Annotated in this window: 14 protein-coding genes; 7 read left to right on the forward strand and 7 right to left on the reverse strand. The window is 56.6% G+C overall.

Annotated features, from left to right (window positions below; genetic code table 11):
- Positions 1 to 61: 61 nt before the first annotated feature.
- Positions 62 to 2,233 carry a prolyl oligopeptidase family serine peptidase gene (locus IEW12_RS14435; RefSeq protein WP_188566700.1) on the forward strand — a complete coding sequence of 724 codons (2,172 nt, stop codon included), beginning with the start codon at positions 62 to 64 and terminating at the stop codon, positions 2,231 to 2,233.
- 80 nt (positions 2,234 to 2,313) lie between these two features.
- Here IEW12_RS14435 and IEW12_RS14440 read toward each other — a convergent pair whose 3' ends face one another.
- On the reverse strand, positions 2,314 to 2,865 hold the full coding sequence (locus IEW12_RS14440; RefSeq protein WP_188566701.1) for a cob(I)yrinic acid a,c-diamide adenosyltransferase: 552 nt from the start codon (positions 2,863 to 2,865) through the stop codon (positions 2,314 to 2,316).
- Positions 2,866 to 3,012: 147 nt separating this feature from the next.
- Between IEW12_RS14440 and IEW12_RS14445 the strand changes: the two genes are divergently transcribed.
- Both IEW12_RS14445 and IEW12_RS14450 read left to right on the forward strand, forming a co-directional pair.
- Complete coding sequence (locus tag IEW12_RS14445) at positions 3,013 to 4,431, forward strand: FAD-binding oxidoreductase (protein ID WP_188566702.1); 1,419 nt, start codon at positions 3,013 to 3,015, stop codon at positions 4,429 to 4,431.
- Positions 4,432 to 4,433: 2 nt separating this feature from the next.
- Complete coding sequence (locus IEW12_RS14450; protein ID WP_188566703.1) at positions 4,434 to 5,330, forward strand: LysR substrate-binding domain-containing protein; 897 nt, start codon at positions 4,434 to 4,436, stop codon at positions 5,328 to 5,330.
- A gap of 64 nt (positions 5,331 to 5,394) precedes the next feature.
- Here the strand turns inward: IEW12_RS14450 and IEW12_RS14455 are convergent, their stop codons facing one another.
- Both IEW12_RS14455 and IEW12_RS14460 read right to left on the reverse strand, forming a co-directional pair.
- Positions 5,395 to 6,318, reverse strand: coding sequence for an aldo/keto reductase (locus IEW12_RS14455; protein WP_188566704.1), 924 nt, complete (start codon positions 6,316 to 6,318; stop codon positions 5,395 to 5,397).
- 130 nt (positions 6,319 to 6,448) lie between these two features.
- Complete coding sequence (locus IEW12_RS14460; protein ID WP_188566705.1) at positions 6,449 to 7,246, reverse strand: hypothetical protein; 798 nt, start codon at positions 7,244 to 7,246, stop codon at positions 6,449 to 6,451.
- Between the two features lie 215 nt (positions 7,247 to 7,461).
- Here IEW12_RS14460 and IEW12_RS14465 point away from each other — a divergent pair, with 215 nt between their 5' ends.
- Positions 7,462 to 7,665: a hypothetical protein gene (locus IEW12_RS14465; protein ID WP_188566706.1), complete on the forward strand. Its 204-nt coding sequence runs from the start codon at positions 7,462 to 7,464 to the stop codon at positions 7,663 to 7,665.
- Positions 7,666 to 7,768: 103 nt separating this feature from the next.
- Here the strand turns inward: IEW12_RS14465 and alaC are convergent, their stop codons facing one another.
- The 4 genes from alaC to IEW12_RS14485 all read right to left on the reverse strand — a co-directional run bounded on the left by alaC (position 7,769) and on the right by IEW12_RS14485 (position 12,445).
- Positions 7,769 to 8,986, reverse strand: a complete 1,218-nt coding sequence (gene alaC / locus IEW12_RS14470; protein ID WP_188566707.1) for an alanine transaminase — start codon at positions 8,984 to 8,986, stop codon at positions 7,769 to 7,771.
- 102 nt (positions 8,987 to 9,088) lie between these two features.
- Positions 9,089 to 9,736: a DsbA family protein gene (locus IEW12_RS14475; RefSeq protein ID WP_188566708.1), complete on the reverse strand. Its 648-nt coding sequence runs from the start codon at positions 9,734 to 9,736 to the stop codon at positions 9,089 to 9,091.
- A 62-nt stretch (positions 9,737 to 9,798) separates the two neighbouring features.
- Positions 9,799 to 10,959 (reverse strand): anhydro-N-acetylmuramic acid kinase, encoded by a 1,161-nt coding sequence (locus IEW12_RS14480; protein WP_188566709.1) that lies wholly within the window; start codon positions 10,957 to 10,959, stop codon positions 9,799 to 9,801.
- Positions 10,960 to 11,068: 109 nt separating this feature from the next.
- The gene (locus tag IEW12_RS14485) at positions 11,069 to 12,445 is read right to left on the reverse strand and encodes a M23 family metallopeptidase (protein WP_188566710.1); all 1,377 of its coding nucleotides are present in this window, start codon (positions 12,443 to 12,445) and stop codon (positions 11,069 to 11,071) included.
- A gap of 171 nt (positions 12,446 to 12,616) precedes the next feature.
- Between IEW12_RS14485 and tyrS the strand changes: the two genes are divergently transcribed.
- From tyrS to IEW12_RS14500, 3 genes are read left to right on the forward strand one after another with little or no spacing between them, the layout of a single operon-like run.
- Positions 12,617 to 13,912, forward strand: coding sequence for a tyrosine--tRNA ligase (tyrS, locus tag IEW12_RS14490; RefSeq protein ID WP_188566711.1), 1,296 nt, complete (start codon positions 12,617 to 12,619; stop codon positions 13,910 to 13,912).
- On the forward strand, positions 13,909 to 14,382 hold the full coding sequence (gene dtd, locus IEW12_RS14495) for a D-aminoacyl-tRNA deacylase (protein WP_188566712.1): 474 nt from the start codon (positions 13,909 to 13,911) through the stop codon (positions 14,380 to 14,382). Before tyrS ends, dtd begins: the two co-directional genes overlap by 4 nt.
- A 6-nt stretch (positions 14,383 to 14,388) precedes the next feature.
- On the forward strand, positions 14,389 to 15,048 hold the full coding sequence (locus IEW12_RS14500) for a histidine phosphatase family protein (RefSeq protein WP_188566713.1): 660 nt from the start codon (positions 14,389 to 14,391) through the stop codon (positions 15,046 to 15,048).
- The last annotated feature ends 2 nt before the right edge of the window (positions 15,049 to 15,050 follow it).

Here is a 15,050-nt window from a genome sequence, read left to right on the forward strand (position 1 = left end):
CGAACCATCTACCCGATGGCAAGTCTGAGTCTATCTTGATGATCAATTAGGGAAGCAAAAGATGAAGAGAACGATTTTTTCCAGCGCAGCTATCGTGGCAGCAGCAGGCCTGCTCACCTGTTCCGCCAGTGTGCTGGCAGCCGACCGCGGTGCCCCTGCCACCCGCACCAATGCGGTAACGGATACCTATGGCGATATCAGCGTCAAGGATTCCTACCGCTGGCTGGAAAAACAAGGCGATCCGCAAGTTCACCAGTGGAGCGTGGCCCAGGATAAGCGTACACGCAAATACTTCGACGGCCTGGCACTGCGCAAGCCGCTATTCGACGCCCTGATGGGCCTCATCTCCGCCAGCTCCAGCTCCTACTATGATCTGCATACGGCAGGCGACAAAATATTTGCGATGTACAACCAGCCGCCCAAGCAGCAGCCGATGATCGCGGTGCTGGGCAATGCCGCCGATCCTGCGCAGGCAAAAATTGTGCTGGACCCGAATGCCATCAACACCAAGGGCACCACCGCGATAGACTGGTTCGTGCCTTCGCCTGACGGCTCCAAACTGGCAGTATCAATGTCGGACAATGGCAGCGAAGACGGTTCGGTGCACATCATCGACGTCGCCACCGGCAAGCAGATAGATAAAGTCATTCCATTGGTGCAGTACCCTACCGGCGGCGGCAGCGTCGCATGGAAATCTGACGGCAGCGGCTTCTGGTATACCCGCTATCCTGACGCCAGCCAGCCGGCAGACCGCCAGCACTTCTATGAACAGATCTATTTCCATAAACTGGGTGACGATCCTGCCAAAGACAGCTATGTACTCGGCAAGGATTTTCCTAAAGTCGCAGAAATTGCGCTGGAAAGCCACCACGGCTATGTGGTCGCGTCGGTCGCAAATGGCGACGGCGGCGAGTTCGCCCACTATGTGATCGCCGAAGACGGCAGCGTCAAGCAGGTAAGCCGCTTCGAAGACAAGATCGTCGCAGCAACCATAGGCACAGACCAGGCGATGTATCTGGTATCCCGCAAGGATGCTCCGCGCGGCAAATTGCTGAAACTGGGCATGGCAGATCTGGACCTATCCAAGGCCAAAGTCATCGTGCCAGAATCGGAAGCCGTGATACAGCAGGGTGGGGAGTTTGGCGGTTCTCCCGTCGTCGTCACCAAGGATGCGGTGTATGTGCGCGAGATCGTAGGCGGCCCTTCACGCGTGGCCATCTTTGATCACGAAGGCAAGCCACGCGGCACGCTGCCTTTGCCGGATGTGGCGGCAGTGGACGAGATAGAAGCACTGAACGACGGCAGCCTGCTGTATTCAGTGAAGACCTACCTGACCCCGCCCTACTATGCACGCTATGATGAGAAATCAGGAAAATCGGCGACCAGCAAACTGGCACAGACCAGCCCTGTCTCATATGACGATACTGAAGTGATCAGGGAATTTGCCACCTCCAAGGACGGCACCAAGATCCCACTGAGCATCGTGCGCCGCAAAGGCACCAAGCTGGATGGCAGCAATCCGGTCTTGTTGAACGGCTATGGCGGCTTTAGCGTCAACCAGACTCCGAAATTCCTGGCTCCTGCAACCCGCCTGTGGCTGGATGCGGGTGGTGTGTTTGTGATTGCCAACCTGCGTGGCGGTGGTGAGTTCGGCGAAGAATGGCATACAAAAGGATCGCTGACATTCAAGCAGAATGTGTTCGATGATTTTGCCGCGTCGGCGCAATACCTGATAGACCAGAAATACACCAGCAGCGAACACCTGGCAGCGATAGGCGGCAGCAATGGCGGCCTGTTGATGGGTGCAGTACTGACCCAGCACCCTGGCCTGTTCAAGGCTGTGGTATCGCAGGTCGGCATCTACGATATGCTGAGGGTTGAGCTGGATCCTAACGGCGCATTCAACACTACCGAATACGGCAGCGTGAAAAATCCTGAGCAACTGAAAGCACTGTACGCATACTCGCCTTATCACCATGTACAGGACGGCACCAAGTACCCAGCCATCTTCATGGCGACCGGTGAAACCGACGGCAGGGTCAACCCCATGCATTCACGCAAGATGATTGCGCGCCTGCAAGCGGCAACCACAGGCAAGCCTGTCTACCTCAGCATCAACTCGCACGCCGGCCATGGCATAGGCAGCTCGCTGTCGATCAAGGCCAACCAGACAGCCGACGTCTACGCGTTCCTGTTTGATCAACTGGGCATGAAGTTCCAGCCCAAGAAATAAAGCTGGATAAGCCATACGCAAAAAAGGAAGCCTAGCGGCTTCCTTTTTTATTTTGGGTAAGAGTTTTTAGTTCCTGCGGCTTAACGCTGCCTTTCCTTTTCCCACAGCACGTCGCTGCCGCCTGCATAGCGATTCAATACGCGCGACAGTACAAACATCAGGTCCGACAGGCGGTTCATGTATTGGCGCGGATGGTCGTTGATGGTCTCCGCCTTGCCCACGCTGACGATGGCGCGTTCTGCCCGGCGGCATACGGTACGGCACACATGCGCAATCGCGGCGGCGCGCGATCCACCCGGCAGGATGAAATCCTTCAGCGGTTCCAGATCGGCATTGTAGTGCGCCAGCAGGCTGTCCAGCCGCGCCACCTGCGCATCGGTGATCAGGGTATAACCGGGAATGCACAATTCGCCGCCCATATCAAACAAATCATGCTGGATAGAAACAAGCTCGCGCTTCATCTGCTCCGGCAAATCTTCGCACAGCAAGACGCCAATATGCGAATTCAGTTCATCCACATCTCCCATCGCATGCACGCGCAAGGCATCCTTGTCCACTCGGCTGCCGTCACCCAGGCCGGTCGTACCCTTGTCGCCGGTACGTGTGGCAATTTTTGAAAGTCGATTTCCCATGGCAGAAAAAAATAAAATTGAAGATGCGCAGAGGATACGGCAAAACCCGCGAATGTGCATCCTTGCAGTGCGGGCTATCCATGCGGATGCATGGGGGCGCTGCAGGGTGCATAATATGTCTATAGAAAAATAATTTCGGAGACTGCCATGAACCATCCTGCCTCTTTAGCCGCACTCAGGCAGCCGCTGCCTGAGGAATTGCTATTGGCACTGCAAAACATGCTGGAAGACCGTTGCAGCACCAGCCTGGCGATGCGCGAGCACCACGGCAGCGATGAATCCTCGTACGACCCCATGCTGCCCGACGCCGTGGTATTTGCGCAAACCACGGAAGAAGTCGCGGCCATCATGCAACTGTGCAACCATTATGAAGTGCCGGTGATACCGTATGGTGCAGGCTCTTCGCTGGAAGGCCATGTCCTGGCGCTGCGAGGCGGCGTCACACTGGACCTGTCGCAAATGAACAATATGGTCGCCGTGCATGCGGAAGACCTGACCGCCACTGTGCAGGCCGGCGTCACGCGCAAGCAACTCAATCTGGAGATCAAGGATACCGGGCTGTTTTTTCCCATCGATCCGGGTGCGGATGCGTCGCTGGGCGGCATGGCCGCCACCCGGGCCTCCGGCACCAATGCCGTACGCTACGGCACCATGCGCGAAAACGTGCTGGCGCTGACGGTGGTGACCGCGGACGGCCGCATCATCAAGACAGGCAGCCGGGCTAAGAAATCCTCGGCCGGCTACGACCTGACGCGCATCTTTGTCGGCAGCGAAGGTACCTTGGGCATCATCACCGAAGTCACCGTCAAACTGTATCCGCTGCCGGAGGCCATCTCTGCTGCAGTCTGCACCTTCCCCAGCACTGCCGCTGCAGTCAATACGGTGATCCAGACCATACAGATGGGCGTGCCCATCGCCAGGGTGGAATTCCTGGATGAGAACGGCGTCCGGGCCATCAATGCCTACGACAAGATGCAGTTGCCGGAAAAATCCCTGCTGCTGTTTGAATTTCACGGCAGCGAGCACAGCGTGCAGGAACAGGCAGAGGTCGTGCAGGACATCGCGGCCGGCAACGGCGCCGGCGACTTTGAGTGGGCCACCCGGCCGGAAGACCGTTCACGCCTGTGGGCCGCCCGCCATAACGCTTACTTCGCGCTGCTGCAAATGCGCCCCGGCGCCCGCTCCATCTCCACCGATTGCTGCGTTCCCATCTCCCGTCTGGCTGAATGCATCAGCGAAACCCAGCTTGATTGCGAGCGGAATAACATCATCTACTCCATCATCGGCCACGTAGGCGATGGCAACTTCCATGTGCTGATGATGATAGATCCGCATGATCCAGAAGATATCGCCAAGGCCGAAGGCGTGAACGCGCGCATGGTCGCACGCGCCATCGCGATGGACGGCACTTGCACCGGCGAGCACGGCGTGGGCCTGCACAAGATGGATTTCCTGATCCAGGAGCACGGCGAAAACGCGATAGACATGATGCGCACCTTAAAACACGCTTTCGATCCTAAAAATATTATGAACCCGGGCAAGATAGTGTCCTGGGAAAAAAATTAAACATGGCCACAAGACTCCCACCAGTACACGCCCTCTCAGCTTTTGAAGCCGCTGCCCGCCATGGCTCGTTTGCCGTCGCAGCGGAAGAACTCTGCATCACTCCATCTGCATTGTCGCACCGCATCCGACTGCTGGAAGAGCATCTGTGCGAACGTGTTTTCCTGCGCGAAGGCCGCAGCGTCACGCTGACCGAATTCGGCCGCCGCTATCTGGACGTCGTGCGCGCCGCCTTACGCACGCTGGCGGAATTCCCGCTACCGAACAAGGCAGCGCCCAACCAGTTGCGGGTCAAGGTCACGCTGCCGCCGACCTTTGCACGCTATATGTTCCTGCCGCGGCTGGCAGGATTCACTACGCGGCATCCTGATATAGAAATTGAAATCTTCCTGTTCGTTCCCTTGTATGACTTGAGCCTGTCGGAGAGCGATGTCGAGGTTCGCTTTGGCGGCGGTGAATATCCCAACCTGGTCACGAAGAAATTATTTGTGGAACCTGCCTTCGTGGTCGGCAGCCCTGCCTACCTGAAAACCATCCCCCCCATCAAAACACCCGCCGATCTGCAGCATGCGAAGCTGCTGCGCTCGGCACTGGAACCCTGGCAACCGTGGTTTGAAGTGGCGGGACTGGATTGGCCAGAGCCGGCCAACGGCTTGCGACTGGACGATCTGGGATTATTGCTGGAGGCGGTCAAGCATGGCCACGGCGTGGGCCTGACCCGGCTCCATTTTGCGCAAGAGATGATAGATAAAGGCGAGGTGGTGCGGCTGTTTGACGTGCAACTGGCAACGCCGCCGCATGCCTATTATCTTGCGCATGAAGCGCAGCCCAACATGCGGCCGGAAGTGGCGACCTTCATCGCGTGGATGCTTGAAACTTTCCAGAACGGTACTCAGGCCTAGAGACGCTTAGCAAGGCTTGGCACCTGCAGCGCAGATGGTTCAGATGCCAAGCCCGTGCATTTCTTTACGCGACATTGCGCCCGGCAGAGGCAATCCACACGGAGAACCACTGCTCGCGAGTTAAAGTCACAGCCGTGGCGGCTACTGCCTCGCGCACCGCTTCTATGCGGCCGGAACCTGTCAATGCCAATGGCCGTGATGGGTGCTGCAAAATCCAGGCAATCGCGACCGTGCTGATCGATACGCCAAGATCCGCGGCTATCTTTTCCAGCGCTGCGCGCACCCGCAAACCCTGCTCCGTGTCATCGCTGAACAGGCGGCCACCGGCCAGCGCCGACCAGATCATCGGCGACAAGGACAGACGCTGGCATTGGTCCAGCGTACCATCATCCAGCGGCGCCATGTGCAGCACCGAAAATTCGATCTGATTGGTCACCAGCGGGAAACGCGATGCCAGCAAATCAAACTGCGATGTCGTGAAATTGGAAACACCGAAATGCTTCACCTTGCCGCTTTGCTGCAGGCTGGTGAAAGCCTCTGCGATCTCATCGGCATCCATCAAGGGATCCGGCCTGTGGATCAGCAACAGATCCAGATAATCCGTATGCAGATTCTGCAGCGACTTCTCCGCCGACGCGATGATATGCGCGCGGCTGGTATCGTAATGCTGCACAGTATGCGCAGGACGGCCCGGCGACACCAGCTTGATGCCGCACTTGCTGACGATTTCTATCTGGCTACGCACGGATGGCTTTAAGGCCAGCGCCTCGCCGAACAGCGCCTCGGCCTGATAGTCGCCATAGATATCTGCATGATCGGTGGTCGTGATACCAAGCTCCAGGCTTTGTTCCAGGAATGCCAGCCTCTGCTGGGCGCTCATATTCCATGACCCCAGGCGCCACAGGCCCAGCACGATACGCGAGAAAACGGGACTGTCTAAAGGAGATTTCGATGAAGCGCGGGACACTGGCAGGCGGGATGTTTGCATATTGCTCTCGGAAAGGTCGTCATGAGAAAAACGCATGATACCCGAGCAGGCAGGCATTTGCCTGCCGCACTCCTATTTTTTGTCCGCTCGCTGCCCCAGGGGCATGAAGCTATGAGGCTATGGACGCCGGCTAATTTCCCACTTTCTTGTAGCCGGAATAGCTGATCTCATATTCGGTGTCCGTCCTGGCCAGCAGCTTGCGCGCCAGGATGCGGCGCTTCTCGTTCGAGGCAATGCGTACTTCATTATTGACCAGCGTCGTGTCTATCACCAGCGAAGAGCCTACGTCCAACTCGCCGGCGATGCCACCTAGCACCTTCATCGCGGTCGCCACCTTGGCGTCGATATGCATCATGTCGCCGCTATCCTCATCCACGATCATCTTGCCGGACAAATGGGAAAACAATTGCTCCGCCTTGTCTTTCGGTGCATAGCCGTCACGCGGTTCAAAGTCCAGTTCCAGTGCCTTGACATTCTTGTAGGTAAGCCGCTTGACGTCGGTGACCTTGGTGGCGTTCAGTACATTTTCTACCGTACTGGCCGGAACCGGGGTACGGCTGGCTTCATCAATCTGTTTTTGCACCCTGGCATCTTCGCTGGCCTGCTCGTCGCCCGCCAAGGCCGCATCATTCTTTTTCAAAATACGGCTGATGGTGTGGTCTTTGACGTATTTTATTTCGTAGTCGAATTTGTCTTCCCGCGTAATTTTCCCGTCGGCACTACGGTCGCGCTGGATCTCATGCTCAGTGTAGGTATATTGATGCCGGAGAGCACTCAAGGCCTTTTGCTTGTCCAGCAAAGACTTGGTCAGCACATCCAGGGCTGGCAGCGCAGCAGCGGAACTCGATGCATCGGCCGCATGCGCAGCTGGGATAAGGAAGAGCAAGCTTGAGCCTGCAAGTACACCAGTCAGAAATAGTCTTTTCATAGTAAGAACCATCATTGAGGACCACCGGTTGAGAGTACGGGAGCTGGTACTTGCCAGCACGGTAAGTAATATTACAGGGAATCGCAAAGTTTGGAGCATCCACCCCTTTCGCATCGGACTAATCCTACAGCGAAAAGCGAAATTTTCCTGTTTCAGAAGCGTTTTTCCAAACCTATCATGAAGTCCTTACCACGAGAAATGGCCGGGCCCTGATCATGAAGAACCTGATACACCAGAAGCTGGATAGTGAAGAAACCGGATTTACCGAGCACTACGTACCCATCAAGAAACAACATCAGGAATACCGTGATGCCGAGGTTTCCATCCGCGCCAGCGACGATAAGGCAAGGACATCGCGCAAGCACACCAAGGCCGGCAAAGCCAGAGACTATGGCAGCACGGACTCTTACGCCAGATAAGCTATTTCTCTAGTGCAGATAAAAACAATCCGGCTGCTTCCCTTGGAAAGCAGCCGGATCACGATGTCTCAAATAATGCTCCAGAAAATGATTTCTGAGCAGCCTATTTGATCAGCTTGTCTTCCTTGAACATGGCCTTGATGCCCCTTAGGGCCTGGCGTATGCGTGCCTCGTTTTCTATCAGTGCAAAGCGTACGTATTCGTCGCCATACTCGCCAAAGCCTATGCCGGGAGAAACGCAAAGTTTGGCCTTTTCCAGCACCTGCTTGGCAAACTCCAGCGAACCCAGATGGCGGTAAGGCTCGGGAATGTGCGCCCAGATATACATCGATGCTTTCGGGTTATCCACCATCCAGCCCAGTTCATGCAGGCCCTTCACCAGCACATCGCGGCGACGCTGGTATTTGTCACGGATTTCATTGACGCAAGTCTGGTCGCCTTCCAGCGCAGCGATAGCCGCCACCTGCACCGGCGTGAAGCTGCCGTAGTCGTGATAGCTCTTGATACGCGCCAGCGCTGCGACCAGCTCCTTGTTGCCGACCATGAAGCCTATGCGCCAGCCTGCCATGTTGTAGCTCTTGGATAGCGTGAAAAATTCCACCGCCACATCGCGCGCGCCAGGCACCTGCATGATGGACGGTGCTTTCCAGCCGTCATAGACGATGTCGGCATAGGCGAGGTCATGCACTACCAGGATATTGTTTTCCTTGGCCAGCTTGACGACACGCTCAAAAAAATCCAGCTCCACGCATTGCGCGGTCGGATTGGATGGAAAGCCGAAGATCATCATCTTGGGCTTGGGATAGCTCTCGCGTATCGCACGCTCCAGCTCGGCGAAGAAATCCACGCCCGGACTCATGCGTATGGAGCGTATGTCGGCGCCGGCAATCACCGCGCCATAGATATGGATGGGATAGCTGGGATTGGGCACCAGCACCGTATCGCCCTTGTCCAGCGTAGCCAGCATCAGATGCGCCAGCCCTTCCTTGGAACCTATGGTGACGATCGCTTCGGAATCAGGATCGAAATCCACGTCATAGCGCGACTTGTACCAGTGCGCGATCGCGCGCCGCAGACGCGGTATGCCTTTGGAGGCGGAATAGCCGTGCGTATCGGGGCGCCTGGCGACTTCGACCAGCTTGTCAACGATGTGCGCAGGCGTAGCACCATCAGGATTGCCCATGGACATATCGATGATGTCTTCGCCGCGACGGCGCGCAGCCATCTTCAGTTCAGCGGTGATATTGAAAACGTAGGGAGGGAGGCGGTTGATACGCGCGAAGGTATAACCCCGGCCCGGCGGAGTAGAAGTAATTGTCATGATCAAATTGTACGTAAGCGCCCGGAACCGTCCGAGCGACGTTGAAGCTAATGCTTCGTCTTTGATTCTATAGCAGCATTTCCAGCCTGACAAATACTTCGTTCAGCTTTGTTGCACTTGCTGCAAAGAGGCCAGCAAATTTGCTGTCTTGGTGTAGCCGGACGCCAGCATGTGCAAGGCACCCTCATGCACGACCAGCAGCGCAGGGAAACCGCGTATGCCCCAGCGCTGGGTTTGTTCAAACTCTTCGCGGGTTTCTGCCGCTGTCGCATGCGCTGTCATCGTCTCCATGAAGCTGTGTATGTCGTAACCGCCGCCATCGACCGCGTTCAATGAATTGACGCACACCTCGGACAATACATCGTCTTTCGTAACATCTTTTCCCTCAGCGTAAAACGCATGCTGGATTGCACGAAATACGGCCAGCTTCGCGCGCGGTGATAATTCATCGGCCACAGTACGCGCAGCGACCACCGCGCGGCAGGCCGGCTCGGTGTCGTAAATGAAGCCAGGCTGCGACATGCCTGCATTTGAAAACGGCAGGCCGCTGGCTTCGGCGACATGCTGCCAGTGGCCCAGTATAGTCGCCTTCTTTTCCTCATCCATCACCTCGGTGTTATAGGCGCGCAGGCCGCCGGTGATGATGTCCATTGCGACATCCGGCACGGCAGCCAGGAATGCATCCAGTTCAGGGCCGAAGCCGTAGCACCAGGAGCACATGGGATCAGCGATATAGAGTAGTTGTGTCATATGCTTGTCTTCACATTTTCAGCAGGCCATTGTATAGAAACAAGAGCCTGGCTGCAGATTGCTCATGCCGGGTACAAGGCGCCCAATATCCGCAAACCCCTGGCGCCTGTGACTTCCGGCAGATTGCCGGGCAGCCTCTGGGTGAACCTTTGGGCCAGCCAGGCAAAGGCCAGCGCCTCTACATGGTTTGGCGACACGCCCAGTTCATCGGTAGTCGTCACCCTTGCGTGGCAGCCGCGCTGCTGCAATTGCTGGCCCAGCATATCCAACAAGCAGGCATTGTAGGCACCGCCGCCGCACACGTACACGCTATCCGCGTCTGCCGCGTGCTGCGCGATGTCCGCTGCGATCGTGAGCGCAGTGAAGGCACACAGTGTGGCTTGCACATCGACTGCAGCGACTGCAGCAAAGGCTTGCAACTTGGCCGCCATCCAGTCCGGGCGGAACAGGTCGCGGCCGGTGCTCTTCGGTGGCGCCTGTCGCAGATAGTCCTCATCGCAAAGTGCCGCCAGCAGCGCCGCATGCACCTGACCCTGGCGGGCCCAGTCACCGTTTTCATCATAGGCCTTGCCGTGCTGCTGCGCTATCCATGCATCCATCAGCACATTGCCGGGGCCTGTATCGAAGCCGGTGGTCGTGCCGTCAGTACGCAGTATGCTGATGTTGCCTATGCCGCCGATATTGACTACGACGCGGCAGGCGCCGGCAGCGCCGAATACTGCGCGGTGAAAAGCGGGCACCAGGGGCGCGCCCTGGCCTCCTGCGGCGACATCGCGGCTGCGGATATCCGCCACCACATCAATGCCGCACAACTCGGCCAGCAGCGAGGGATTATTGGTCTGCCGGGTATAGCCAAGCTCTGGCCTGTGCCGGATAGTCTGCCCATGCACGCCGGCCGCACGTATCTGTGCTACCGGCGTAGCGGGGCTTTGCTCCAGCAGCGATGCGATACAGGCTGCATAACGCTGCGCCAACGCATTGGCCGCCAGGGCCTCCAGATGGATTTCATTCTCGCCGGGCTGCTGCAAGGCCATCAACTGTTGCCGCAACTCTGGCGAAAACGGCAGGTAGGCGCTGGCCAGCATCTGCATCCGGGTAGAGGCACCTGCATTGCCTGCATTGCCGCTATCGTCGGTGTCGGGCAAAGAAACGAGAACGCCGTCCACGCCGTCCAGGCTGGTGCCCGACATCAGGCCAATATACACATGGGAAGAATTATTCATAAGGAGAAGTAACGCCAGCAAATAAAGGACAGGCAAAAATGGAGATAAAAAAATGGCCGAACATCAGTCCGGCCATTTTAGCGTGTTTCAGTTTGATCTTGAGCTGGTCCTATCGGGACGCCACTCTCATGCTGGAGTTTTGCACTGGATCAGGACGCAGCAGCGCAAAACGGTGCGACATGTCTGAAGCCACATTCTTGAAGTGCGCCATTTCATTGGCTGCCAACGGCGCTGCATTCGGAATGTTTACCGTCAAAGGATCACGCGGCTCGTTATTGATGCGGAACTCGTAGTGCAAATGCGGACCGGTTGCCCAGCCTGTGGAACCTACGTAACCAATCACGTCGCCTTGGCTGACCTTGCTGCCCTTGTGGATACCGGCGGCGAAGCGGCTCATGTGCGCATAGGCGGTGCTGTAATTATTCCAGTGCTTCAGTACGACCACGTTACCGTAGCCGTTCTGCGTGCCGGAGAAATCCACCACGCCGTCACCGGCTGCACGGATAGGCGTACCTGTCACAGCAGCGAAGTCCACACCCTTGTGCGCCTTCCACTGTCCGGAGATAGGGTGCACACGCATGGAGAAACCGGAAGAGATACGGGTAAATTCTATCGGCGACTTCAGGAAAGCCTTTTTCAGGGATTTGCCGTCGAAGGTGTAATAGCCGCCATGATCATTCGCTGATTCGTCAAACCAGACGGACTGATACAGTTTGCCGGCATTATTGAATTCACCAGCCAGCACGCGGCCGGTTTTTACCAATTCGCCATCTTGGTAAAAAGTTTCATAAACGACATTAAAATGATCGCCCTTGCGCAGGTCGGAAGCAAAATCGATATTGGTGGAAAACATATCGACGATCTGCGAAGAAATATTGTCCGGGATGTTCGCATCATCGGTCGCCGCAAACAGTGACGAAGAGATCGTACCGGAAGCCATCTCGACGCGTCTTTCCAATTTTGCGGCAGAATCGGTCGCAGTAAACTTGCCGTCTTTATCACGGCTGATCAGGATGTTACGGGCTGGCTTGTCGTTGTTCGCCATCAAGGTCGCTTGCAGCCATTCCAGTTCGCCTTCGTCGTTGGTCTGGGCGCGCACGGATTTACCGGCCTTGACCTGCATCACATTACGGGCGATGGGGTCAGACTTGATGAAATTGGTAGCATCATTGTCATCTACGCCAAGGCGTATCAACAAGGCACCGAGGCTGTCGCCGCGCAAAACCTTTTCCTGGCTGACGAAATGCTGTTCGGCGTTTTCCAGGGCTTCTACCTGGTCATCCAGCTTGGGCAAATCCAGTTGCTGGGTAATTTTTTTGACAGGCAGGTCGGAAGCATCGGGCGCCATTGGGGCGACAGCGACTGCACCAAATGCACAAATTGCAAGAAATAACGCGGAGAGCGATACAAGGCGCGAGGTGCGCGTAGTTCCGAACAACAGCCTGCTGCCAGAAGCTAAATGAATGAATTTATCTGATGGACGCATGCAATAAGTTAAAATTGACTGTTTTTATCGATTTATTTGATCGGCCCGGACAGGTCCGGCTGCTCAAATAAGCGGCAAGTTTATTACAAACTCGGGCTAACGCAAAGCGCTGATTATGGATTCCTGGAAAGGATTCGACCAGCGGTGTTACAAAATAAGTTTTAGATCATTATGACCACTGAAAAGACCACTCCCCAGACCGTGTCACCGACCATTCCAAAAACGCTAGACAACAAGCCATCACTCCCGCCGTCACTCCCTTTATCCGACGCAGTGCAGCATGCACTGGCAGTTACAAAACGGGGCGTGGATGAACTGCTGATCGAATCAGAATTCGCGCAAAAACTGGCTCGTAGTGAACAATCCGGCAAGCCCCTGCGCATCAAGCTGGGCCTGGACCCGACTGCACCGGATTTGCACCTGGGGCACACCGTAGTCCTGAACAAGATGCGCCAGTTGCAAGATCTGGGCCATACCGTGATCTTCCTGATCGGCGATTTCACATCGATGATAGGCGACCCATCCGGCCGCAATGTGACCCGTCCGCCGCTGACGCGCGAGCAGATAGAAGCCAATGCGATGACTTACTTCAAGCAGGCCAGCCTGGTGCTGGATGCGGCGAAGACCGAGATACGCTGCAACTCAGAATGGTCGGACCCGCTGGGTGCGCGCGGCATGATACAACTGGCATCCAAATATACGGTCGCCAGGATGATGGAGCGTGATGATTTCACCAAACGCTTCAAGGCCGGCACCCCCATTTCGGTGCATGAATTTCTGTACCCGCTGATGCAGGGTTACGATTCGGTGGCCCTGCAATCCGATCTGGAACTGGGCGGCACAGATCAAAAGTTCAACCTGCTGGTGGGCCGCGAATTGCAAAAGGATTACGGCCAGGAACCCCAGTGCATCTTGACGATGCCGCTGCTGGAAGGCCTGGACGGCGTGGACAAGATGTCCAAGTCCAAGAACAATTACATCGGCATTACCGAGCCGGGCAATATCATGTTCGCCAAGATCATGAGCATTTCCGACACGATGATGTGGCGTTACTACGAGCTGTTGTCCTTCTGCTCACTGGAGCAGATTGCGCAGTACAAGAAAGCGGTTGCCGAGGGCCAGAACCCGCGCGATATCAAAGTGGCGCTGGCGCAGGAAATCGTTACCCGCTTCCACAGCAAGCAAGCCGCAGACGATGCATTGACAGACTTCGTAAACCGTTCCAAAGGCGGCATCCCGGACGATGTGCCGGAACTGAACCTGAGCGGTGCGCCCATAGGCGTAGCGCAATTGCTGAAGCAGGCCAATCTGTGCGCATCCACATCGGAAGCCATGCGCATGGTGGAACAGGGCGGCGTGCGTATCGATAGCGCCGTGGTCAGCGACAAAAACCTGCAAGTGCAAGCCGGCACATTTGTGGTGCAGGTCGGCAAGCGTAAATTTGCCAAAATCACGCTGACTGCATGATCGCCCTGATACAAAGGGTGAGCCAGGCCAGCGTGGTCGTGGATGGCGCGACCATAGGCGCCATCGGCCCCGGCCTGATGGCGCTGGTCTGCACAGAGCGCGGCGACACCGAAAAACAGGCGGATGCACTGCTGAACAAAATGCTGGGCTACCGGGTATTTACCGATGAGGCCGGCAAGATGAACCGCAGCGTTACCGACATCGCCGGCGGCTTGCTGCTGGTGCCGCAATTCACGCTGGCTGCCGATACCAATTCCGGCACCCGCCCTTCTTTCACGCCGGCAGCACCGCCTGACATAGGCAAACAGTTGTTCGACTATTTTGTCGCGCAGGCACGCAGCAAGCATGCACAATCTGCTGAAGTGCAGACTGGCCAGTTTGGCGCGGACATGAAGGTGTCGCTGACCAATGACGGCCCCGTCACTTTCTGGCTACAGATCAAGCCGGACACGAAACCGGATATTAAATAAAACACCATGACAGAAATCCTGCTAATACGCCACGGCGAGACTGCGTGGAATGCAGTGCGCCGCCTGCAAGGCCATCTGGATATTCCACTGAATGCCGAAGGCACGCGCCAGGCCAAGGCACTGGCCTGGGCTTTGCAAAACGAGAAATTGGACGCCATCATTTCCAGCGACCTGCAGCGCGCGATGCAGACTGCCGGTGAAATCGCCCGCCTGCAAGGCCTGAGCACCAGGCTGGACCCGGCACTGCGCGAGCGCTGCTTCGGCGGCTTTGAGGGTGAGCTATACAGTGAAATCCCGCACAAGTTTCCAGAAGCTTATGCGATCTGGCAATCGCGCGATCCGGATGCACTGTTTCCGCCGGGTGAACGGGTAGGCGAAAGCATACGCCAGTTCCAGACCCGCGTGATCGACGCGATCCTGCATCACGCCAGGCAGCATCAGGGCAAGAAAATAGCGCTGGTCGCGCACGGTGGCGTGCTGGAATGTGCTTATCGCGCAGCCAAGTCGCTGCCGCTGAATGCGCCGCGCGATGTGACCATCTACAATGCCAGCATCAACCGTTTTTCCTTTGACGGCGAAGCGCTGCAACTGCTGCAATGGGGTGATATCGCGCATCTGGATGCGGATGCGATGGATGAAATCAACCAGAGCCAGACCAAGCAGTAATT

Origin of the sequence: Parundibacterium terreum (assembly GCF_014636315.1) — a bacterium.
GTDB lineage: Bacteria > Pseudomonadota > Gammaproteobacteria > Burkholderiales > Burkholderiaceae_D > Undibacterium > Undibacterium terreum.